Below are 16,818 nucleotides of genomic sequence, written 5' to 3'. Positions count from 1 at the left end.
GCCGGATACGGCGCTGTGATTGCCCGGCGCGGCCGGGAGGCGGTCGCGAGGACATCTTCCGCTAGGAGAGATCAGCCGTGTCTGACGTGCTGTTCGTGTTGCTGACGGTGGGGCTGTTCGCGGCTCTCGCCCTCGTGGTGAGGGGCGTGGAGAAGCTGTGAGCGCCGTCAACGCCGTCGGCCTGGTGCTGGCGATCGGCCTGGGCGTGTTCCTTGTCGTCGCCCTGCTGTTCCCGGAGCGCTTCTGATGAGCATGACGACAGCCGGCGTGCTCTTCGTCCTGTCGCTGGTGGCGGCGCTCGTCGCCGTGCACCGGCCGTTCGGCGACCACATGTACCGGGTGGTCGCCGGAACCCGGTCGTCCCGGGTCGAGCGGGGGATCTACCGGCTGGTCGGGGTCAACCCGGCGGCCGAGCAGACCTGGGGCGTGTACGCCCGCTCGGTGCTGGCCTTCTCGGCCGTCTCCCTGCTGTTCCTGTACGCGTTCCAGCGCCTGCAGAACCACCTGTGGCTCTCGCTCGGGTTCGACCCGGTGGTGCCGCACGGCGCCTGGAACACCGCCGTGTCGTTCGTGACCAACACGAACTGGCAGTGGTACTCGGGTGAGTCGACGATGGGCCACCTGGTGCAGATGGCCGGCCTGGCGGTGCAGAACTTCGTCTCGGCGGCTGTCGGCATCGCCGTTGCGGTGGCGCTGGTCCGGGGCTTCGCCCGCAGCCGCACCGGCGAGCTGGGCAACTTCTGGGTCGACCTGACCCGGGTCACGCTGCGGATCCTGCTGCCGATCGCGGTGCTCGGCGCAACCGCGCTGATGCTCGGCGGCGTGGTGCAGAACCTCTCCGGCGGCACCGACGTGACCACGCTGACCGGCGGCACCCAGACGATCACCGGCGGGCCGGTGGCGAGCCAGGAGGTCATCAAGGAGCTGGGCACCAACGGTGGCGGCTTCTACAACGCCAACAGCGCCCACCCGTTCGAGAACCCGACCACGTGGACGAACTGGCTGGAGATCTTCCTGATCCTGGTGATCCCGTTCAGCCTGCCCCGGGTCTTCGGCCGGATGGTGGGGCAGAAGCGGCAGGGCTACGCGATCGTCGCCGTGATGGCGGTCCTGGCGCTGGCGAGCATCACCCTCACCAACGTCTTCGAGCTGGCCGGCAACGGCACGGTGCCGCAGGCGGTCGGCGCGGCGCTGGAGGGCAAGGAGGTGCGCTTCGACGTGTCGAACTCGGCCACGTTCGCGGCGGCCACCACGCTCACCTCGACCGGCGCCGTCAACTCGTTCCACGACTCGTACACAGCGCTGGGCGGCATGATGACGCTCGGCAACATGATGCTCGGCGAGGTCGCCCCCGGCGGTGTCGGCGCCGGCCTGTACGGGCTGCTGATCCTCGCGGTGATCACGGTGTTCGTGGCCGGCCTGATGGTCGGGCGCACCCCGGAGTACCTGGGCAAGAAGATCGGCTCGCGCGAGATCAAGTTCGCCTCGATGTACTTCCTGATCACCCCGGCGCTGGTGCTCACCGGCACCGCCGCCGCGTTCGCCACCGGCAACGACTCGACAGCGCTCAACGTCGGGCCGCACGGGCTGTCCGAAGTGCTCTACGCGTTCACCTCGGCCAGCAACAACAACGGCTCCGCGTTCGCCGGCATCACGGTGAGCACGCAGTGGTGGAACACCGCGCTCGGGCTCTGCATGCTGCTCGGCCGGTTCCTGCCGATCATCTTCGTGCTCGCGCTGGCCGGCTCACTGGCCCGCCAGCAACCCGCACCCGCCTCCGAGGGCACCCTGCCGACCCACCGGCCGCTGTTCGTCGGCATGGTCGTCGGCGTCACGGTGGTCCTCGTCGCGCTCACCTTCCTTCCCGCACTCGCGCTCGGCCCGCTGGCCGAAGGGCTGTGACCACCATGAGAGACAAGGACATGACAGCACCTGTGCAGACCGCCGAGGCGCCGGTCACCGGCGACACCGCGGCTCCCGGCACGCCCGACCGCCGGGACGACCGGGTCGGCGGCGGACTGCTCGACCCTCGCCAGCTGATCGCGTCGTTGCCGGACGCGCTGCGCAAGCTCGACCCGCGCACGCTGTGGCGCAACCCGGTGATGCTGATCGTGGAGATCGGCGCGCTGTTCACCACCGTGCTCGCGGTGGCCGACCCGTCGGTCTTCGCGATCGCGATCACCGTCTGGCTCTGGCTCACCGTGATCTTCGCGAACCTGGCCGAGGCGGTCGCCGAGGGGCGCGGCAAGGCACAGGCCGACACGCTGCGACGGGCCAAGCAGGACACCGTCGCCACCCGCCTGGTCGGCTGGACGCCGGGTGCCGCCGCGAACGCGTACCGGGACGAGGCGGTGCCCGCGCCGCAGCTGCGCCAGGGCGACGTCGTCCTGGTCGAGGCCGGGCAGGTCATCCCGGGCGACGGCGACGTGGTCGAGGGCATCGCCAGCGTCGACGAGTCGGCGATCACCGGCGAGTCGGCCCCGGTGATCCGGGAGTCCGGCGGCGACCGCAGCGCGGTCACCGGTGGCACCCGGGTGCTCTCCGACCGGATCGTCGTCCGGATCACGCAGAAGCCCGGCGAGAGCTTCATCGACCGGATGATCGCGCTGGTCGAAGGCGCCAACCGGCAGAAGACGCCGAACGAGATCGCCCTGAACATCCTGCTGGCCGCGCTGACGATCATCTTCCTGCTCGCGGTCGTCACGCTCCAGCCCATGGCGATCTTCGCCAAGGGCTACCAGGCTGCCGCGCCCGACACCGCGGCGATCACCGACTCCGGCGTCACCGGAGTCGTCCTGGTGTCCCTGCTGGTCTGCCTCATCCCGACCACCATCGGCGCGCTGCTGTCCGCGATCGGCATCGCCGGCATGGACCGGCTCGTGCAGCGCAACGTGCTGGCGATGAGCGGCCGGGCGGTCGAGGCGGCGGGCGACGTCAACACGCTGCTGCTGGACAAGACCGGCACGATCACGCTCGGCAACCGGCAGGCCGCCGAGTTCCTGCCGGTGACCGGCGTGGACGCGGCCACCCTCGCCGACGCGGCGCAACTGTCCAGCCTGGCCGACGAGACCCCGGAGGGCCGCTCGGTGGTGGTGCTCGCCAAGAACGAGTACGGGCTGCGCGAGCGCGAGCCCGGCCTCATCCCGCACGCCACGTTCGTACCGTTCACCGCGCAGACCCGGATGAGCGGCGTCGATCTGAACGCCGACGGCGGCGTCCGGCACGTCCGCAAGGGCGCCGCCGCCGCGGTGATGAAGTGGGTACGCGACAACGGCGGCCACCCGACCGAACAGGTCGGTGAACTGGTCGACGCGATCAGCGGCACCGGCGGTACGCCGCTCGTGGTGGCCGAGCACGTGGCCGGGGAACCGGCCCGGGCGCTCGGCGTCATCCACCTCAAGGACGTGGTGAAGGCCGGGATGCGGGAGCGCTTCGACGAGATGCGCCGGATGGGCATCCGCACCGTGATGATCACCGGTGACAACCCGCGTACCGCGAAGGCGATCGCCGACGAGGCGGGAGTGGACGACTTCCTCGCCGAGGCCACGCCGGAGGACAAGCTCGCGCTGATCAAGAAGGAGCAGGAGGGCGGCCGGCTCGTCGCGATGACCGGCGACGGCACCAACGACGCGCCCGCGCTGGCCCAGGCGGACGTGGGCGTCGCCATGAACACCGGCACGTCGGCCGCGAAGGAGGCCGGCAACATGGTCGACCTCGACTCCGACCCGACCAAGCTGATCGAGATCGTGGAGATCGGCAAGCAGCTGCTGATCACCCGTGGCGCGCTGACGACGTTCAGCATCGCCAACGACATCGCGAAGTACTTCGCGATCATCCCGGCCATGTTCGCCGGCATCTACCCGTCGCTGGACCGGCTCAACATCATGCGCCTGGCCAGTCCGGAGTCGGCGATCCTCTCCGCCGTCGTCTTCAACGCGATAGTCATCGTGGCGCTGATCCCGCTGGCCCTGAGCGGCGTGCGTTACCGCCCGGCCAGCGCCTCGACGCTGCTGCGCCGCAACCTGTGGCTCTACGGTCTCGGCGGCATCGTGGTGCCGTTCGCCGGCATCAAGCTCATCGACCTGCTCGTCCAGTTCGTCCCGGGGATCTCGTGATGCGCCTTCCCAGTTGGCTCTCCCAGCACCTGGCCGCCCTGCGCGCGGTGCTCGTCTTCACAGTGCTGCTCGGCCTGGTCTACCCGCTCGCCCTGGTCGCCGTGGGCCGGCTGCCCGGCCTCGACGGCAGGGCGGACGGCTCACTGCTCACCGTCGGCGGCCGTACCGTCGGCAGTTCGCTGATCGGCCAGGCGTTCACCGACGCGGACGGCAATCCCGTCCCGCGCTACTTCCAGTCCCGCCCGTCGGCCGCCGGGGACGGCTACGACCCGACCGCCACAGCGGCCGGCAACCTCGGCCCGGAGAGCGTGGTGGACACGCTCACCGGCGACGAGGAGACCTCGGCGCAGAGCCTGCTAACCCAGGTCTGCGCCCGCAGCAAGGCGGTCGGGGAACTGGACGGCGTGGACGGGCGGCGCCCGTACTGCACCCCGGACGGGGTGGGCGCGGTGCTCGCCGTGTTCCGCGCCTACGGGCTCACCGGTCCGATCACCCGCGTGGTGAGCGTCAACCAGGCCGCGCCTGCGACGCCGTTCGTCACCAGCTGGCAGGGCGTACCGGTGGAGGCGGCGCAGCCCGGCCACGACTACGTGGCCGAGGGCGGCATCGTCACCCCGGTACGCGGCGACGCCCCGGCGCGCCCCGCCGTGCCGGCCGACGCGGTCACCGCCAGCGGCAGCGGCCTCGACCCGCACATCTCCCCGGCGTACGCGGAGATTCAGGTGGCCCGGGTGGCGCGGGAGCGCGGCGCCGACCCGGCGGCGGTGCGGCGGCTGGTCGCCGAGCACACCACCGGCCGGGCGCTCGGCTTCCTGGGCGAGCCGGGCGTGAACGTGCTGGAACTCAACCTTGCGCTGGACGAGGCGTTTCCGGCGCGCTGACGGAAGTGTTAAGAAGGGCCCCCTGCACCTCGCGAGGCGTTAACAGGGGGCCCTTCCTTCCACTCGGAGAGGATGGGGGTTGTGGGCAGGGGTGAACTGCGGATCTATCTCGGGGCCGCCCCGGGCGTCGGGAAGACGTACGCGATGCTCGAGGAGGCCCGGCGCCGGGCCGAGCGCGGCACCGACGTGGTCATCGGCCTGGTCGAGACGCACGGCCGCCGGCACACCGCCGAGATGATCGGCGACCTGGAGGTGGTGCCGCGCCGGGCGATGACCTACCGGGGTGCCGAGTTCACCGAGATGGACCTGGACGCGGTGCTGGCCCGGCGGCCCGAGGTGGCAGTGGTGGACGAACTGGCCCACACGAACGTGCCCGGCTCCCGCCACGACAAGCGCTGGCAGGACGTGCAGGAGCTGCTCGACGCCGGGATCAGCGTGCTCTCCACCGTCAACGTGCAGCACCTGGAGTCGCTGAACGACGTGGTCGCGCAGATCACCGGCACCACCCAGCGGGAGACCGTGCCGGACCAGGTGGTCCGGGCCGCCGAGCAGGTCGAGCTGGTGGACATGACGCCGGAGGCGCTGCGCCGCCGGATGGCGCACGGCAACATCTACCGGCCCGACAAGATCGACGCCGCGCTCGGCAACTACTTCCGGGTCGGCAACCTCACCGCGCTGCGCGAACTGGCGCTGCTCTGGCTGGCCGGCAAGGTCGACGAGCAGCTCGACGCGTACCGCGCCCAGCAGGGCATCTCCGACACCTGGGAGGCGCGGGAACGGGTCGTCGTGGCGCTGACCGGCGGCCCGGAGGGCGAGACGCTGATCCGCCGGGCCGCCCGGATCGCCGCCCGCAGCAAGGGCGCCGACCTGCTCGCCGTGCACGTGGCCCGCAGCGACGGGCTGGCCGGCGCCGACCCGGCCCAGCTGGCGCGGCAGCGGGTGCTGGTGGAGAGCCTCGGCGGCACGTACCACCAGGTGCTCGGCACCGACATCCCGGCGTCGCTGCTCGACTTCGCCCGGGGCGTCAACGCCACCCAGCTCGTGCTCGGCGCGAGCCGCCGGGGCCGGTTCGCGCAGGTGTTCGCCCGCGGCGTCGGGGTGACCACCACCGCGCTGTCCGGCCCGATCGACGTGCACCTGGTCACCCACCCGGAGGCGGGGCGCGGGCGCCGGGCCACGGCGGTGCCCGCCGCGCTGTCCCGGCGGCGACGGCTGATCGGGTACGCGCTCGCGGTGCTCGGCATGCCGCTGCTCACGCTCGTGCTGCGGACGCTGCCCGACCTCACCCTGACCAACGACATCCTGCTGTTCCTCGCCGGTGTGGTGGGCGTGGCGCTGGTCGGGGGGCTGTGGCCGGCGCTGGTCGCCGCGCTCGGCGGCTCGCTGCTGCTCAACTGGTTCTTCACCCCGCCCTACCGGACGCTCACCATCGCCGAGGCGGACAACCTGCTCGCCCTGGGCGTGTTCGTCGGCGTCGCCATCGCGGTGAGCTGGGTGGTCGACGTGGCGGCCCGGCGTACCCGGGAGGCGGCCCGGGCCTCCGCGGACGCGCAGACCCTGGCCACCGTGGCGGGCAGCGTGCTGCGCGGCGAACGGCCGCTGCCCGCGCTGCTGGACCGGCTGCGGGAGACGTTCGGGCTGCGCGCGGTGAGCGTGCTGGAGCCGGCCGACGAGGCCGGCGGACGACCGGCCCGCGCCCGGGAGACGGATGCCTGGCGGGTGGCGGCGAGCGTCGGCGAGCGGCCTCCGGGCAGCCCGAGCGCCGGCGAGACCGTGGTACCGGTCGACGACCGGCTCAGCGTGGTGCTCGCCGGCCGGCGGCTGGAGGCGGCCGACCGCCGGGTCGTCGAGGCGTTCGCCGCGCAGGCCGCCGTCGCGCTGCGCCAGGAACGGCTGGCCGAGGAGGCCGCCACCGCCCGCCCGCTCGCCGCCGCCGACCGGATGCGGACCGCGCTGCTCGCGGCGGTCAGCCACGACCTGCGTACGCCGCTGGCGTCGGCCAAGGCGGCGGTGAGCAGCCTGCGCAGTCACGACGTCGAGTTCGACGCGGACGACCGGGAGGAGCTGCTCGCCACCGCCGACGAGTCGCTGGACCGGCTGGGCCGGCTGGTGGCGAACCTGCTCGACATGAGCCGGTTGCAGGCCGGCGCGCTGGGCGTGAGCACCGCCGCGATCGGGCTGGAGGACGCCGTACCCCGGGCCCTTGACGAACTTGGTGCGGTGGCGGCCGAGGTGACCACCGACATCCCGGCCGACCTGCCGGCGGCGCTGGCCGACCCGGGTCTGCTGGAGCGGGTGCTGGTCAACATCGTTGCGAACGCGCTGCGGCACAGCCCACCGGGCCGGCCGCCGACGATCACCGGCAGCGCGCACGCCGGGCAGGTCGAACTGCGGGTGATCGACACCGGGCCGGGCATCCCGGAGGACCAGTGGGAGCACGTCTTCCTGCCGTTCCAGCGCCTCGGCGACCGGGACAACCAGACCGGCGTCGGCCTGGGACTCGCGCTGTCCCGTGGGCTCGCCGAGGCGATGGGTGGCAGCATCACCCCGGAGACCACGCCCGGTGGCGGTCTCACCATGGTGCTGCGGCTGCCGGCCGCCACCGCGCCGGAGGGGCCGCAGGAATGACCCGGATCCTGGTCGTCGACGACGAGCCGCAGATCCTGCGCGCCCTGCGGATCAACCTGCGGGCGCGGGGCTACGACGTCGAGGTCGCCGACAGCGGCGCCGCCGCGCTCAAGGCCGCCGCCGGGCACCCGCCGGACCTGGTGGTGCTCGACCTCGGCCTGCCCGACCTGGACGGCACCGAGGTCATCCGGGGACTGCGCGGCTGGACCGCCGTGCCGATCATCGTGCTCTCCGGGCGGGCCGGCAGCGAGGACAAGGTCGCCGCGCTCGACGCGGGCGCCGACGACTACGTGACCAAGCCGTTCGGGGTGGACGAGCTGCTCGCCCGCATCCGGGCGGTGACCCGGCGGCTCGCCCCCGCCTCGCCCGCCGTGCCGGCGCTGCGGATCGGCCGCAACACCGTGGACCTGGCCGACCGGACCGTCACCCGGGACGACGGCGTCGAGGTCAAGCTCACCCCCACCCAGTGGGCCGTGCTGGAGAAGCTGCTGCGCAACCCCGGCAAGCTGGTCAGCCAGCGCCAGTTGCTGCACGACGTGTGGGGGCCGGAGTACCACCAGGAGACCAACTACCTGCGGCAGTACATGGCCCAGCTGCGGCGCAAACTGGAGGACGACCCGGCCCGGCCCCGGCACCTGATCACCGAGCCGGGAATGGGCTACCGCTACCGCCCCTGACGTTTGCGGCCGCGTCCGCGGGGGACTCGGCGAGCCGGTCGGGCAGCGGGGGAGGGGCATGGCTGACAACCGGTCCTCGGAGGGGTTCGGCCGGCGCCTGGACGAGCACGCCATCGACGCCGGCGCGGCCGAGCCGGAGCGACCCGACGGGCTGGTCGACAGCGGCGTCTACGTCGGCGGCGTACGCCGGGCGTCGCCGGTGAGCCTCGCCGACACGTACCGCTGCCTGCAACAGCTCGACGACGCGATGGCCTGGATCGGGCTGCGCCGGCCGGGACGCGAGCAGATCGCCTCGCTCGCCGCCGAGTTCCAGCTCCCCGACCTGGCCGTCGAGGACGCGATCAACGCCCACCAGCGCCCCAAGCTGGAGCGGTACGGCGACACCCTGTTCGTGGTGCTGCGCGCCGCCCGCTACCTGGACGAGCGGGACGCGGTCGAGTTCGCCGAGCTGCACCTGTTCCTCGGCCCCGGTTTCGTGATCACCGTCCGGCACGGCGGCACACCGGACCTGGCCGGGGTCCGGCGGCGGCTGGAGGCCGAACCCGAGGTGCTGGCGCTCGGCCCGGAAGCCGTGCTCTACGCCGTGCTCGACCGGGTGGTGGACGGCTACGCGCCGGTGGTCGCCGGGCTGGAGAACGACATCGACGAGATCGAAACCGAGGTGTTCGGCGGCGACCCGAACGCCAGCCGCCGCATCTACGAGCTGAGCCGTGAGGTGATCCAGTTCCAGCGGGCCGCCCGGCCGCTGCTGAAGGTGGTCGACGCGCTCACAGGCGGCTTCGACAGGTACGGAACGGACGAGGAACTGCGCCGCCGGCTGCGCGACGTGGCCGACCACCTGACCCAGGTGGTCGAGCGGGTGGACGGGTTCCGGCATCTGCTCCAGAACATCCTCACCGTCAACGCCACACTGGTCTCGCAGGCGCAGAACGAGGAGATGCGCAGCCTGACCGCAGCGAGCTTCGAGCAGAACGAGGAGATCAAACGGGTCTCCGCGTGGGCGGCGATCCTGTTCGCGCCGACCCTGATCGGCACCGTCTACGGGATGAACTTCAGCCACATGCCGGAGCTGGACTGGCGGTTCGGCTACCTGTTCGCGGTCGCGCTGATGCTGGCCGTCTGCGGCGCGCTCTACCTGCTGTTCAAGCGCCGCGGCTGGCTGTGAGCCGGGCCGGGCACGGCTCGGCCGGAACAGGTCGCCGTCGGTGATCCACTAGAGTGTCCGGGTGGCTACCCCCTGTCGTCCGCGCGTCGTCCGGCTCTCGCGTGCCGGAGGGGAACGCTGATCGGGGACACGGTTCCGGCACCGCGTGGCGGGCGCCGGACCGCCACCGGAAAGCGTGGGCTGGCCGGCCACTGTGCACGGCTCGTCGCGTCCCGGCCGTTCGAGGTGGCCATCGTGGTGCTCATCATGGCCAACGGGGTCGTGCTGGGCATCGAGACGTACCGGGACCTCGGCGCCGCCGGGCCGGTGCTGCGGTGGACGGAGTGGATGTTCCGGGCGGTCTTCGTCGTGGAGATCACCATCCGGGTGCTCGCGTACGGCCGCCGCCCGCAGGACTTCTTCCGGCACGGCTGGAACGTCTTCGACCTGCTGGTCACCGCCGCCATATTCATCCCGGGCCTGCACGGCGACTCCGCGGTGCTGCGGTTCATCCGGGTCGCCCGGGTGCTGCGCCTGGTCCGCTTCTCGCCCGGCCTGCGGACCATCGTCGCGGCGCTGTGGCGCAGCCTGCCCGGCGTCGCCGGTTTCCTCGCGCTCGCCGCCGTCACGCTCTACGTCTACGGCATGGCCGGCTGGCTGATCTTCGGCGACCGCTACCCCGAGCAGTACGGCGACATCGGCCGCTCGCTCGTCACGCTGTTCGTGCTGCTGTCCCTGGAGACGCTGCCGGATCTGCTGGAACAGGGCCTGGCCGTGTCGCCGTGGACGCTGCTCTACTACGTCAGCTTCGTGATGATCGCGGTCAACCTGCTGCTGAACATCCTCATCGCCGTCATCGTCAACTCCATGGAGGAGGCACGCCGGCTGGAGATGACCGAAGGGCTGGCCCCGGACTACGACTCCGACGGCGACGGGATACCGGACGAGGTGGACCGGATCGCGATCAGCCAGCGTCTGGACGACCTCCGCATGGTGATCGCCGAGCTGGAGCGGGAACTGCGCATCGACCGGGAGGAGGCGCCGGGCGGACCTCGCCGCCGCCAGCCCTCGGACCACTGATCAGGGACGGTCATGACAGTTCCATGACGAAAAAAGCTTTCGGGTTTGCCCGAGTGGTTGATCGGGGCAACCAGCGAGGCGTCAACACATCCGACGGAAGGGACGCCTCTCGTGGAGATCACGGGCTTCTTCACCGCGCTCATCATCGGCCTCGTCATCGGCGCGCTCGGGCGCCTGGTGGTGCCGGGCAAGCAGAACATCCCGATCTGGCTGACCCTGCTCATCGGTGTGGTCGCCGCGTTCGTCGGCACCCTGGTGGCCGGCGCGTTCGGCGTCGACGACACCCCCGGCATCGACTGGATCGAGCTGCTGCTCCAGGTCGGCTTCGCCGCTGTCGGTGTCGCCATCTTCGCCGGCGTCTACGGTCGCCGTCGCGTCTGAGACCGAAGGAAGGGCCCCTTCTTATCGCATTCTGCATAAGAAGGGGCCCTTCCTAACACGTGCGCTACTCCCGCCATCCGGTCAGCTCGACGCCCTTGGCCAGCTCCACCCGGAAGCCCAGCGCGATCTCGCCGCTCTCACCCGGCGCCAGCGACAGCCGCCAGGTCAGCTCGCCCAGCTCCGTACGCTCGGCCGGCGGCGGCGTCAGCGCGGTCTCGCGTACCACCACCGCCTCGTCCCGGGACACGGGCAGCTGGTCCCGCACCTCGACGGTGGCCGGTCGGGGCCTGTGGTTCGCCACAGTGATCCGGTACTCCACCTCCCGCCGCCGCGTCGACCCGAGCGTGGCCTTGCTCTCGGTGCGCCGGGACAGCTTCCGCTCCACCCGCACCCGGTCGTCGATCCCGAGCGCCAGCTCCGTCTCCTCGCCCGGCGCCCACGTCGTCAGCCGTGTCGCCGCCACGAAGTCCGCGCCGTGGAAGACCGACGCCGGTCCGGGCAGCAGTGTGTGGTCCGACGCGTTGCGAACCGTGGCCCGCAGGTGCGCCTCGGCGGCGCGCACCGGCACGCTCACGTGGTCGAGCCGGGCCGGCAGCTCCAGCACCGCGATGGTGACCCGGTGCGCGCTGCCGTCGGCCGGCACCGCCACCGGCCGGGCGGGCCGGTAGGTCGCCGCCGTCACGCCCTGCTCGACCTCGGCGACGCTCTCCCGCACCGCCGGCGCCGCGGACCGGGCCGCGCGGGGACGGCCCGCCGGCGCCGCGCCGGGCGCCGGCGGCGGCACCATGCCGCCGAACGACGCGGCCGAGACCGCCATCGGCGGCTCCGGCCGGAGCCGGTCGAGATACCAGGGCGACAATTCGGGTACGCCGCTCGCCGCCGCCGGGCGGGCGGTGGAGAGCTGGAGTTCGCACTCCGGCCAGTCCTCCCCGGTGCCCTGGCTGACCAGCCCGAACCAGGTGACGGTCATGGTGTCCTCGACCAGCCGCAGATCGTAGGAGGGCGTCCAGCGGGCACCGTCCACCAGGTACGTCAGCTCCAGCTCCACCTCGGCGTCGTCGGCGTCGACCGAGACGGACACCTCGGCGGCCAGCCGGTCCGGCTCCCGCTTGCCGCGCGCCGCGTCCAGCTCCCGGTCGACGGCGGCCAGCTCCTCGGCCAGCTCGGTGCGCCGCCGGGCCAGCCCGCGCCGCCGGGCCCGGGAATCGGCGAGCTGACCGGACACCGAATCGGTGAAGGCCGCGACGTCGGCCGGGGCCGCGTCGCCGGCGGCCAGCGCCCGGGCGTACGTGCCACCCGCGCGCTCGGCCAGCCGGGTGAGGAACTCGCCGCGCTGGTCCTCGATGGCGTCGGTGTCACCGACCTCGGCCAGCTCGTCGGCCAGTTCCCGGCGCCGCCGTTCCAGCTCGACCACCTGGGCGTCGGTGCTGCGGGCGTGCCGCCACGCGGCCACGTCCACCCCGAGCACCGTCACCGCGCCCCGGCCGCCCACCCGGATCGAGTCCCGGCGCAGGCCCAGCGGGAGCGGGGCGACGCGTACCCGGTGGTCGCCGGCGGCCAGCCGGACGCCGCCGCGGCGGGTCACCCGGGCGCGGTCCGGGTAGACGGTCACGCCGACGACAGGCGCGTCGATCTCCACTGTGTCCACGGCGGCGAGGGTAGTTCAGGCGCGCCCGCGGCGGGGCTACCGAAGGTGCAGCCGCTCGTCGACGGCGACAGTCGCCAGCTCGCGTGCGGTGAACGGTAGCGGTGACGCGGGCGCCTGCCTGTCGTACGCGCCCTGCGCCACGAAGACCACCACGCCGTCGGGGTGCCGGTAGGCGGCCCACTGGTCGAACCGGTCGTCGGCGCCGGGCCGGACCACCACACCCACAGTCGCTTCGCCGACTGTCATCGGCTGGCATTCGCCCCCCATGCCCCAGAACTCGCGTGCCAGGGCGCACGGTTCGGTCGGCAGCAGGTTCCCCGGTGTGTGCACCTCGGTGAGCAGGCGTCCCTTCCACGTTCCCTTCGCCACGTCGACCGAGGCCATGTAGCTCCACAGCTCGACGCCGTCTGCCCGTCCGCTGAAGTTCGCCTCGTGCGTCCCCAGCGTCTCCTTCCCGGTCTCGGTGGAGACGGTCTTCTCGGCGGTGTACCCGGCGGGCACCACTGTGACGAGCCGGTCGAGCAGCAGGGCGGCCTGGTCGTACCGGGTGCCCGCCCGGGCGGTGCGGTCCTCCTGCGGCTGGCCGTCGGGCCCGGTCGGCATCGGCTCGGCACTGCCGTCCGGCGACGGCGGCGGGGCGGCCTGCGGCAGCGCGGCGGGCGGGCGCCGGTCGCCGCCGTCCGGGGTGGCGAGGGCCACGACACCCACGACCGCGAGAACCGCAGTCGCCGATCCGGCGCACGCCCGGACGGCGCGGCGCTTGTTGCGTGCCCGCCGGGCCGAACGCAGCATGCCTTCGGTGCTGAGTTGCGCCGGCGCGGTGACGCCGAGCATCTCGTCGCGAAGCGCCTCGCGCAGCTGGTCTCCGTTCATCGTTGCCCCTTCTCGCTCGATGAGTGCATGGGTGACAGCAGGCCGCGCAACGTGTCCAGACCGCGGGCGGACTGGCTCTTCACCGTTCCCGGCGAGCAGTTCAGCAGTGCCGCCACCTCGTCGATCGGCAGGTCCTCCCAGTAGCGCAGGACCAGGACGGCCCGTTGCCGGGGCGGTACGGCGGCGAGTGCCTGGAGCACCACGAGTCGGTCCTCGGGCGGACTCGCCGGCACCGGTGAGTCGGTGTCGGGCGTGCCCACCCGCTCCCGCCGCCACCAGCCCCGCCGCCGTTCGTCGAGGAAGGACCGGACGATGATCTGGCGCAGGTAGGAGTCGAGCGCGTCGTGCCGGGCGACCCGGTTCCAGACCAGGTAGAGCTTGGTGAACCCGGTCTGGACCAGGTCCTCCGCCCGGTGCCAGTCACCGCAGAGCAGATACGCGGTGGCGCGCATGGCGTGGTGCCTCGCCGAGAAGTACTCCGCGAACGCCGTGTCGCGATCACTCATTCGGACCTCCGATCGGATACGGGATAGTCACGCCAGGTGTGGCTCCCGGGGTTGCTCGGAGGGGGACGTGAATTCGCGGCGCCGCCGGTCAGCCGCGGAAGCTGCGCGCGAGCAACCGGAGCCCCTCCGGTACGTCGGCGGTGGCGATGGCGCCGTAGCCGAGCACCAGGCCGGCCGGGCCGGCCGGGCCGGGCGGGCCGGCGTGGTAGCCGGCGATCTCGCGTACCGTGACGCCGGCTTCGGCCGCCCGCGCGACGACCGCCGGCAGGTCGACGCCGGCCTCCGGGCGCAGTCGTGCGCACAGGTGCAGGCCCGCCGTGGACGGCACCGGGTGGAGCCATTCGGCGAGGTCGGATCGGAACGCGGCGTCGATCAGCTCGCGTCGCTCGGCGTAGACCCGGGTCGCCTTGCGGATGTGCCGGGGCAGCTCGCCGGAGTCGATGAACCGGGCCAGCGCCGCCTGCGTGGTGTGGTCACCGTGCCAGTCGGTGAGCTGGCGGGCGGCCAGCAGCGCCGGGCGCAGCGACGCCGGGGCGACCAGGAACCCGAGGCGCAGCATGGGCAGCAGGGTCTTGGAGAACGTGCCGACGTAGACCACCTTCCCGGCCCGGTCCAGCGTCTGCAACGGGTCCAGCGGCCGTGCCGAGAAGCGGAACTCGGTGTCGTAGTCGTCCTCGACGACCACCGCGTCCCGAGCCGCCGCCCAGTCCAGCAGCGCCGCCCGGCGCGCCGGCGACATCCGGACGCCCAGCGGGAACTGGTGGGACGGGGTGACGTAGACCAGCCGCGCGTCGCCTGGTAGCGCGCCTACGTCGATGCCCTGGTCGTCGACGGGCACCGGCACGACCCGTGCGCCGTGAGCGGCGAACAGCCGCCGGGCGGGCGGATAGCCGGGATCCTCGACGGCCACCCGGTCGCCCGGTTCGAGCACGACCCGGGCGATCAGGTCCAGCGCCTGCTGCGCGCCCTGGGTGACGACGACGTCGTCGGGCGCGGCCCGTACCGCCCGGGCGAGTCCCACGTACCGGGCGACGGCGGTACGCAGGCCGGGGTGCCCGGCCGGGTCGGCGTAGCCGCTCCGGATCGTCGTGGTGCGCAGCTCACCGGCGACCAGCCGGCGCCAGGTGGCCAGCGGGAACAACCCGGTGTCGGGGGTACCGGCCCGGAAGTCGTGGCCCGGCCGGGGCGCGGCGGTGGGGGCCGGCGCGGCGGACGCCCAGAACGCGCGGGGGCGTACGCCACCGGCCGGTGCCGGACGGGGCCGGGCGCGGGCGACCGGCTCGTCGGCGACGAACGTTCCCGCGCCGACCCGGGCGGTCAGCAGGCCCTCGGCGGTCAGCCGCTCGTAGGCGACGGCAACCGTGTTGCGGGAGACGTCGAGCCGCCGGGCCAGTTCGCGGGTCGGTGGCAGCCGTTCGCCGGGCCGCAGCCGGCCGTCCAGGATCGCCTCCAGCAACTGCCTGTGGATCCGGGTGGCACGGTCGCCGGGCCCGGCCAGGCTGACGTGTACGTCCACGGCGCCGACCCTACATTGGCCCAATCAGATTGCCCGGAATCGGCGCTTCTCCACGCCAATCCCCAGGTCTTGGATGGAGGACGGAGCACGGCGAACGGGGGACGAGCAATGGCCGATGTCGACACCGGCCGCCGGGTCCGGGTGCTGGCCCTGGCCCAGCTCGCGAACTCGGTGGGCGACGGCGCCTTCTACGCCTGCTCGGCGCTGTTCTTCATCCGGGTGGTCGGGTTGTCCCCGGCGCAGGTCGGGATCGCCCTCACCGTGGGCTGGTCGACGGGCATCCTCGCCGGGGTGCCCGCCGGCCAGCTGGCCGACCGGTACGGCGCACGACGGATGACTGGCGTCTTCGCCGTCGCCACCGCCGCCGCGCTCAGCGGCTTCCTCGTGATCCGCTCCTTCCCGCTGTTCGTACTGCTCGCCTGTTGCTACGCCGCCTGCCAGGCCGGGCTCACCGCCAGCCGGCAGGCGCTGCTGGTCGGGCTGATCGGGCCCGCGCGGCGCACCGCCGTACGGGCGCGGTTGCAGTCGGTCTCGAACGCCGGCCTGGCCGCCGGGGCCGGCCTGGGCGCGCTCGTGCTCTGGGCGGACACCCGTCCGGCGTACCTGTCGGCCTTCGCGCTGGACGCGGCGAGCTTCCTGGTCGCCGCCCTGCTGGTGCGCCGGCTGCCCGAGGCGGCGGCGCCGGTTCCGTCCGGACCCGAGCCGGGACGGCTGACCGTGCTGCGCGACCGCCCGTACGCGCTGATCACGCTGCTGAACGCGGTCATGTGCCTGAACATGCCGCTACTCAGCCTGGCGCTGCCACTGTGGATCGCGGAGCGGACCGACGCCCCGGCGCCGATGGGCGCGGTGGTGCTCACCGTCAACATGCTGTGCGTGGTGCTGTGGCAGGTCCGGGTGGCCCGCCGGGTGACCGATCCGGGCACGGCGGCGCGGGCCAGCGGGCACGCCGGCTGGGTGCTGCTGGTCGCCTGCGGCGCGTACGCGGTGTCCGGGATGGTGGGCGGCGCTTGGGTGGCCTCGGCGGTGCTGCTGGGCGCGGCCCTGGTACAGGTGTTCGGCGAGATGGTGCAGGCGGCCAGCGGCTGGGAGGTCGGCTTCACCCTGGCCCGCCCCGACCGGCAGGGGCAGTACCAGGGCTTCTTCGGCATGGCGCCGCAGCTCGCCCGGATGCTCGGTCCGGCGCTGCTGACCTCGCTGCTGCTCGGCTGGGGCACGCCGGGCTGGCTGGTGCTCGGCGGGCTGTTCGTGGTCGCGGGGCTGGCCATGCGGCCGGCGGTACGCCTCGCCGAGCGCCGACGGGCCGCCGCCGAGGTGCGGATCCCCGCTCCGGTGCGGCGGACCGGCACCGAGACGACGGCGTGACCGG

The 16,818-nt window shown here is 73.1% G+C and carries 14 protein-coding genes; 10 read left to right on the top strand and 4 right to left on the bottom strand.

Annotation, left to right across the window (positions count from 1 at the left end; genetic code table 11):
* Positions 1 to 157 precede the first annotated feature (157 nt).
* The 9 genes from kdpF to Q3W68_RS05455 all read left to right on the top strand — a co-directional run bounded on the left by kdpF (position 158) and on the right by Q3W68_RS05455 (position 10,906).
* A complete protein-coding gene (kdpF, locus tag Q3W68_RS05495) occupies positions 158 to 247 on the top strand; it encodes a K(+)-transporting ATPase subunit F (protein WP_036343797.1) in 90 nt (29 codons plus the stop codon).
* Entirely contained in the window at positions 247 to 1,902 is a 1,656-nt protein-coding gene (gene kdpA / locus Q3W68_RS05490) for a potassium-transporting ATPase subunit KdpA (protein ID WP_302904384.1), read from the top strand. The genes kdpF and kdpA overlap by 1 nt, the downstream gene beginning before the upstream one ends.
* A gap of 20 nt (positions 1,903 to 1,922) precedes the next feature.
* Entirely contained in the window at positions 1,923 to 4,115 is a 2,193-nt protein-coding gene (gene kdpB, locus Q3W68_RS05485; RefSeq protein WP_302904383.1) for a potassium-transporting ATPase subunit KdpB, read from the top strand.
* Entirely contained in the window at positions 4,115 to 4,996 is an 882-nt protein-coding gene (locus Q3W68_RS05480; protein ID WP_302904382.1) for a potassium-transporting ATPase subunit C, read from the top strand. Before kdpB ends, Q3W68_RS05480 begins: the two co-directional genes overlap by 1 nt.
* 81 nt (positions 4,997 to 5,077) lie before the next feature.
* Positions 5,078 to 7,624: a DUF4118 domain-containing protein gene (locus tag Q3W68_RS05475; RefSeq protein ID WP_302904381.1), complete on the top strand. Its 2,547-nt coding sequence runs from the start codon at positions 5,078 to 5,080 to the stop codon at positions 7,622 to 7,624.
* Positions 7,621 to 8,301 (top strand): response regulator, encoded by a 681-nt coding sequence (locus Q3W68_RS05470; protein ID WP_302904380.1) that lies wholly within the window; start codon positions 7,621 to 7,623, stop codon positions 8,299 to 8,301. The genes Q3W68_RS05475 and Q3W68_RS05470 overlap by 4 nt, the downstream gene beginning before the upstream one ends.
* A 58-nt stretch (positions 8,302 to 8,359) precedes the next feature.
* The gene (locus Q3W68_RS05465; protein ID WP_302904379.1) at positions 8,360 to 9,466 is read left to right on the top strand and encodes a magnesium and cobalt transport protein CorA; all 1,107 of its coding nucleotides are present in this window, start codon (positions 8,360 to 8,362) and stop codon (positions 9,464 to 9,466) included.
* Between the two features lie 72 nt (positions 9,467 to 9,538).
* Positions 9,539 to 10,525, top strand: a complete 987-nt coding sequence (locus Q3W68_RS05460) for an ion transporter (protein WP_302904962.1) — start codon at positions 9,539 to 9,541, stop codon at positions 10,523 to 10,525.
* A gap of 111 nt (positions 10,526 to 10,636) precedes the next feature.
* Complete coding sequence (locus Q3W68_RS05455; RefSeq protein ID WP_302904378.1) at positions 10,637 to 10,906, top strand: GlsB/YeaQ/YmgE family stress response membrane protein; 270 nt, start codon at positions 10,637 to 10,639, stop codon at positions 10,904 to 10,906.
* A gap of 64 nt (positions 10,907 to 10,970) precedes the next feature.
* Here the strand turns inward: Q3W68_RS05455 and Q3W68_RS05450 are convergent, their stop codons facing one another.
* The 4 genes from Q3W68_RS05450 to Q3W68_RS05435 all read right to left on the bottom strand — a co-directional run bounded on the left by Q3W68_RS05450 (position 10,971) and on the right by Q3W68_RS05435 (position 15,449).
* Positions 10,971 to 12,554, bottom strand: a complete 1,584-nt coding sequence (locus Q3W68_RS05450) for a DUF4139 domain-containing protein (RefSeq protein WP_302904377.1) — start codon at positions 12,552 to 12,554, stop codon at positions 10,971 to 10,973.
* A 36-nt stretch (positions 12,555 to 12,590) separates the two neighbouring features.
* Complete coding sequence (locus Q3W68_RS05445; RefSeq protein WP_302904376.1) at positions 12,591 to 13,427, bottom strand: hypothetical protein; 837 nt, start codon at positions 13,425 to 13,427, stop codon at positions 12,591 to 12,593.
* The gene (locus Q3W68_RS05440) at positions 13,424 to 13,933 is read right to left on the bottom strand and encodes a SigE family RNA polymerase sigma factor (RefSeq protein WP_302904375.1); all 510 of its coding nucleotides are present in this window, start codon (positions 13,931 to 13,933) and stop codon (positions 13,424 to 13,426) included. The genes Q3W68_RS05445 and Q3W68_RS05440 overlap by 4 nt, the downstream gene beginning before the upstream one ends.
* Before the next feature lie 88 nt (positions 13,934 to 14,021).
* Entirely contained in the window at positions 14,022 to 15,449 is a 1,428-nt protein-coding gene (locus Q3W68_RS05435; RefSeq protein WP_302904374.1) for a PLP-dependent aminotransferase family protein, read from the bottom strand.
* Between the two features lie 108 nt (positions 15,450 to 15,557).
* On the opposite strand from Q3W68_RS05435, the gene Q3W68_RS05430 reads away from it, so the two are divergent.
* Entirely contained in the window at positions 15,558 to 16,814 is a 1,257-nt protein-coding gene (locus Q3W68_RS05430; RefSeq protein WP_302904373.1) for an MFS transporter, read from the top strand.
* Positions 16,815 to 16,818: the final 4 nt, after the last annotated feature.

The organism is Micromonospora sp. C28ISP2-4 (genome assembly GCF_030519385.1).
GTDB classification, from domain to species: Bacteria; Actinomycetota; Actinomycetes; order Mycobacteriales; family Micromonosporaceae; genus Micromonospora; species Micromonospora tulbaghiae.
The sequence above is the reverse complement of the archived record's forward strand: the minus strand, read 5'-3'. Positions and strand labels throughout refer to the sequence as shown.

What these genes read in the sequence shown, in the direction of transcription:
- kdpA (WP_302904384.1), top strand. Translation starts at nt 247, where the DNA reads ATGAGCATGACGACAGCCGGCGTGCTCTTCGTCCTGTCGCTGGTGGCG.
- kdpB (WP_302904383.1), top strand. Translation starts at nt 1,923, where the DNA reads ATGACAGCACCTGTGCAGACCGCCGAGGCGCCGGTCACCGGCGACACC.
- Q3W68_RS05480 (WP_302904382.1), top strand. Translation starts at nt 4,115, where the DNA reads ATGCGCCTTCCCAGTTGGCTCTCCCAGCACCTGGCCGCCCTGCGCGCG.
- Q3W68_RS05470 (WP_302904380.1), top strand. Translation starts at nt 7,621, where the DNA reads ATGACCCGGATCCTGGTCGTCGACGACGAGCCGCAGATCCTGCGCGCC.
- Q3W68_RS05465 (WP_302904379.1), top strand. Translation starts at nt 8,360, where the DNA reads ATGGCTGACAACCGGTCCTCGGAGGGGTTCGGCCGGCGCCTGGACGAG.
- Q3W68_RS05445 (WP_302904376.1), bottom strand. Translation starts at nt 13,427, where the DNA reads ATGAACGGAGACCAGCTGCGCGAGGCGCTTCGCGACGAGATGCTCGGC.
- Q3W68_RS05440 (WP_302904375.1), bottom strand. Translation starts at nt 13,933, where the DNA reads ATGAGTGATCGCGACACGGCGTTCGCGGAGTACTTCTCGGCGAGGCAC.
- Q3W68_RS05430 (WP_302904373.1), top strand. Translation starts at nt 15,558, where the DNA reads ATGGCCGATGTCGACACCGGCCGCCGGGTCCGGGTGCTGGCCCTGGCC.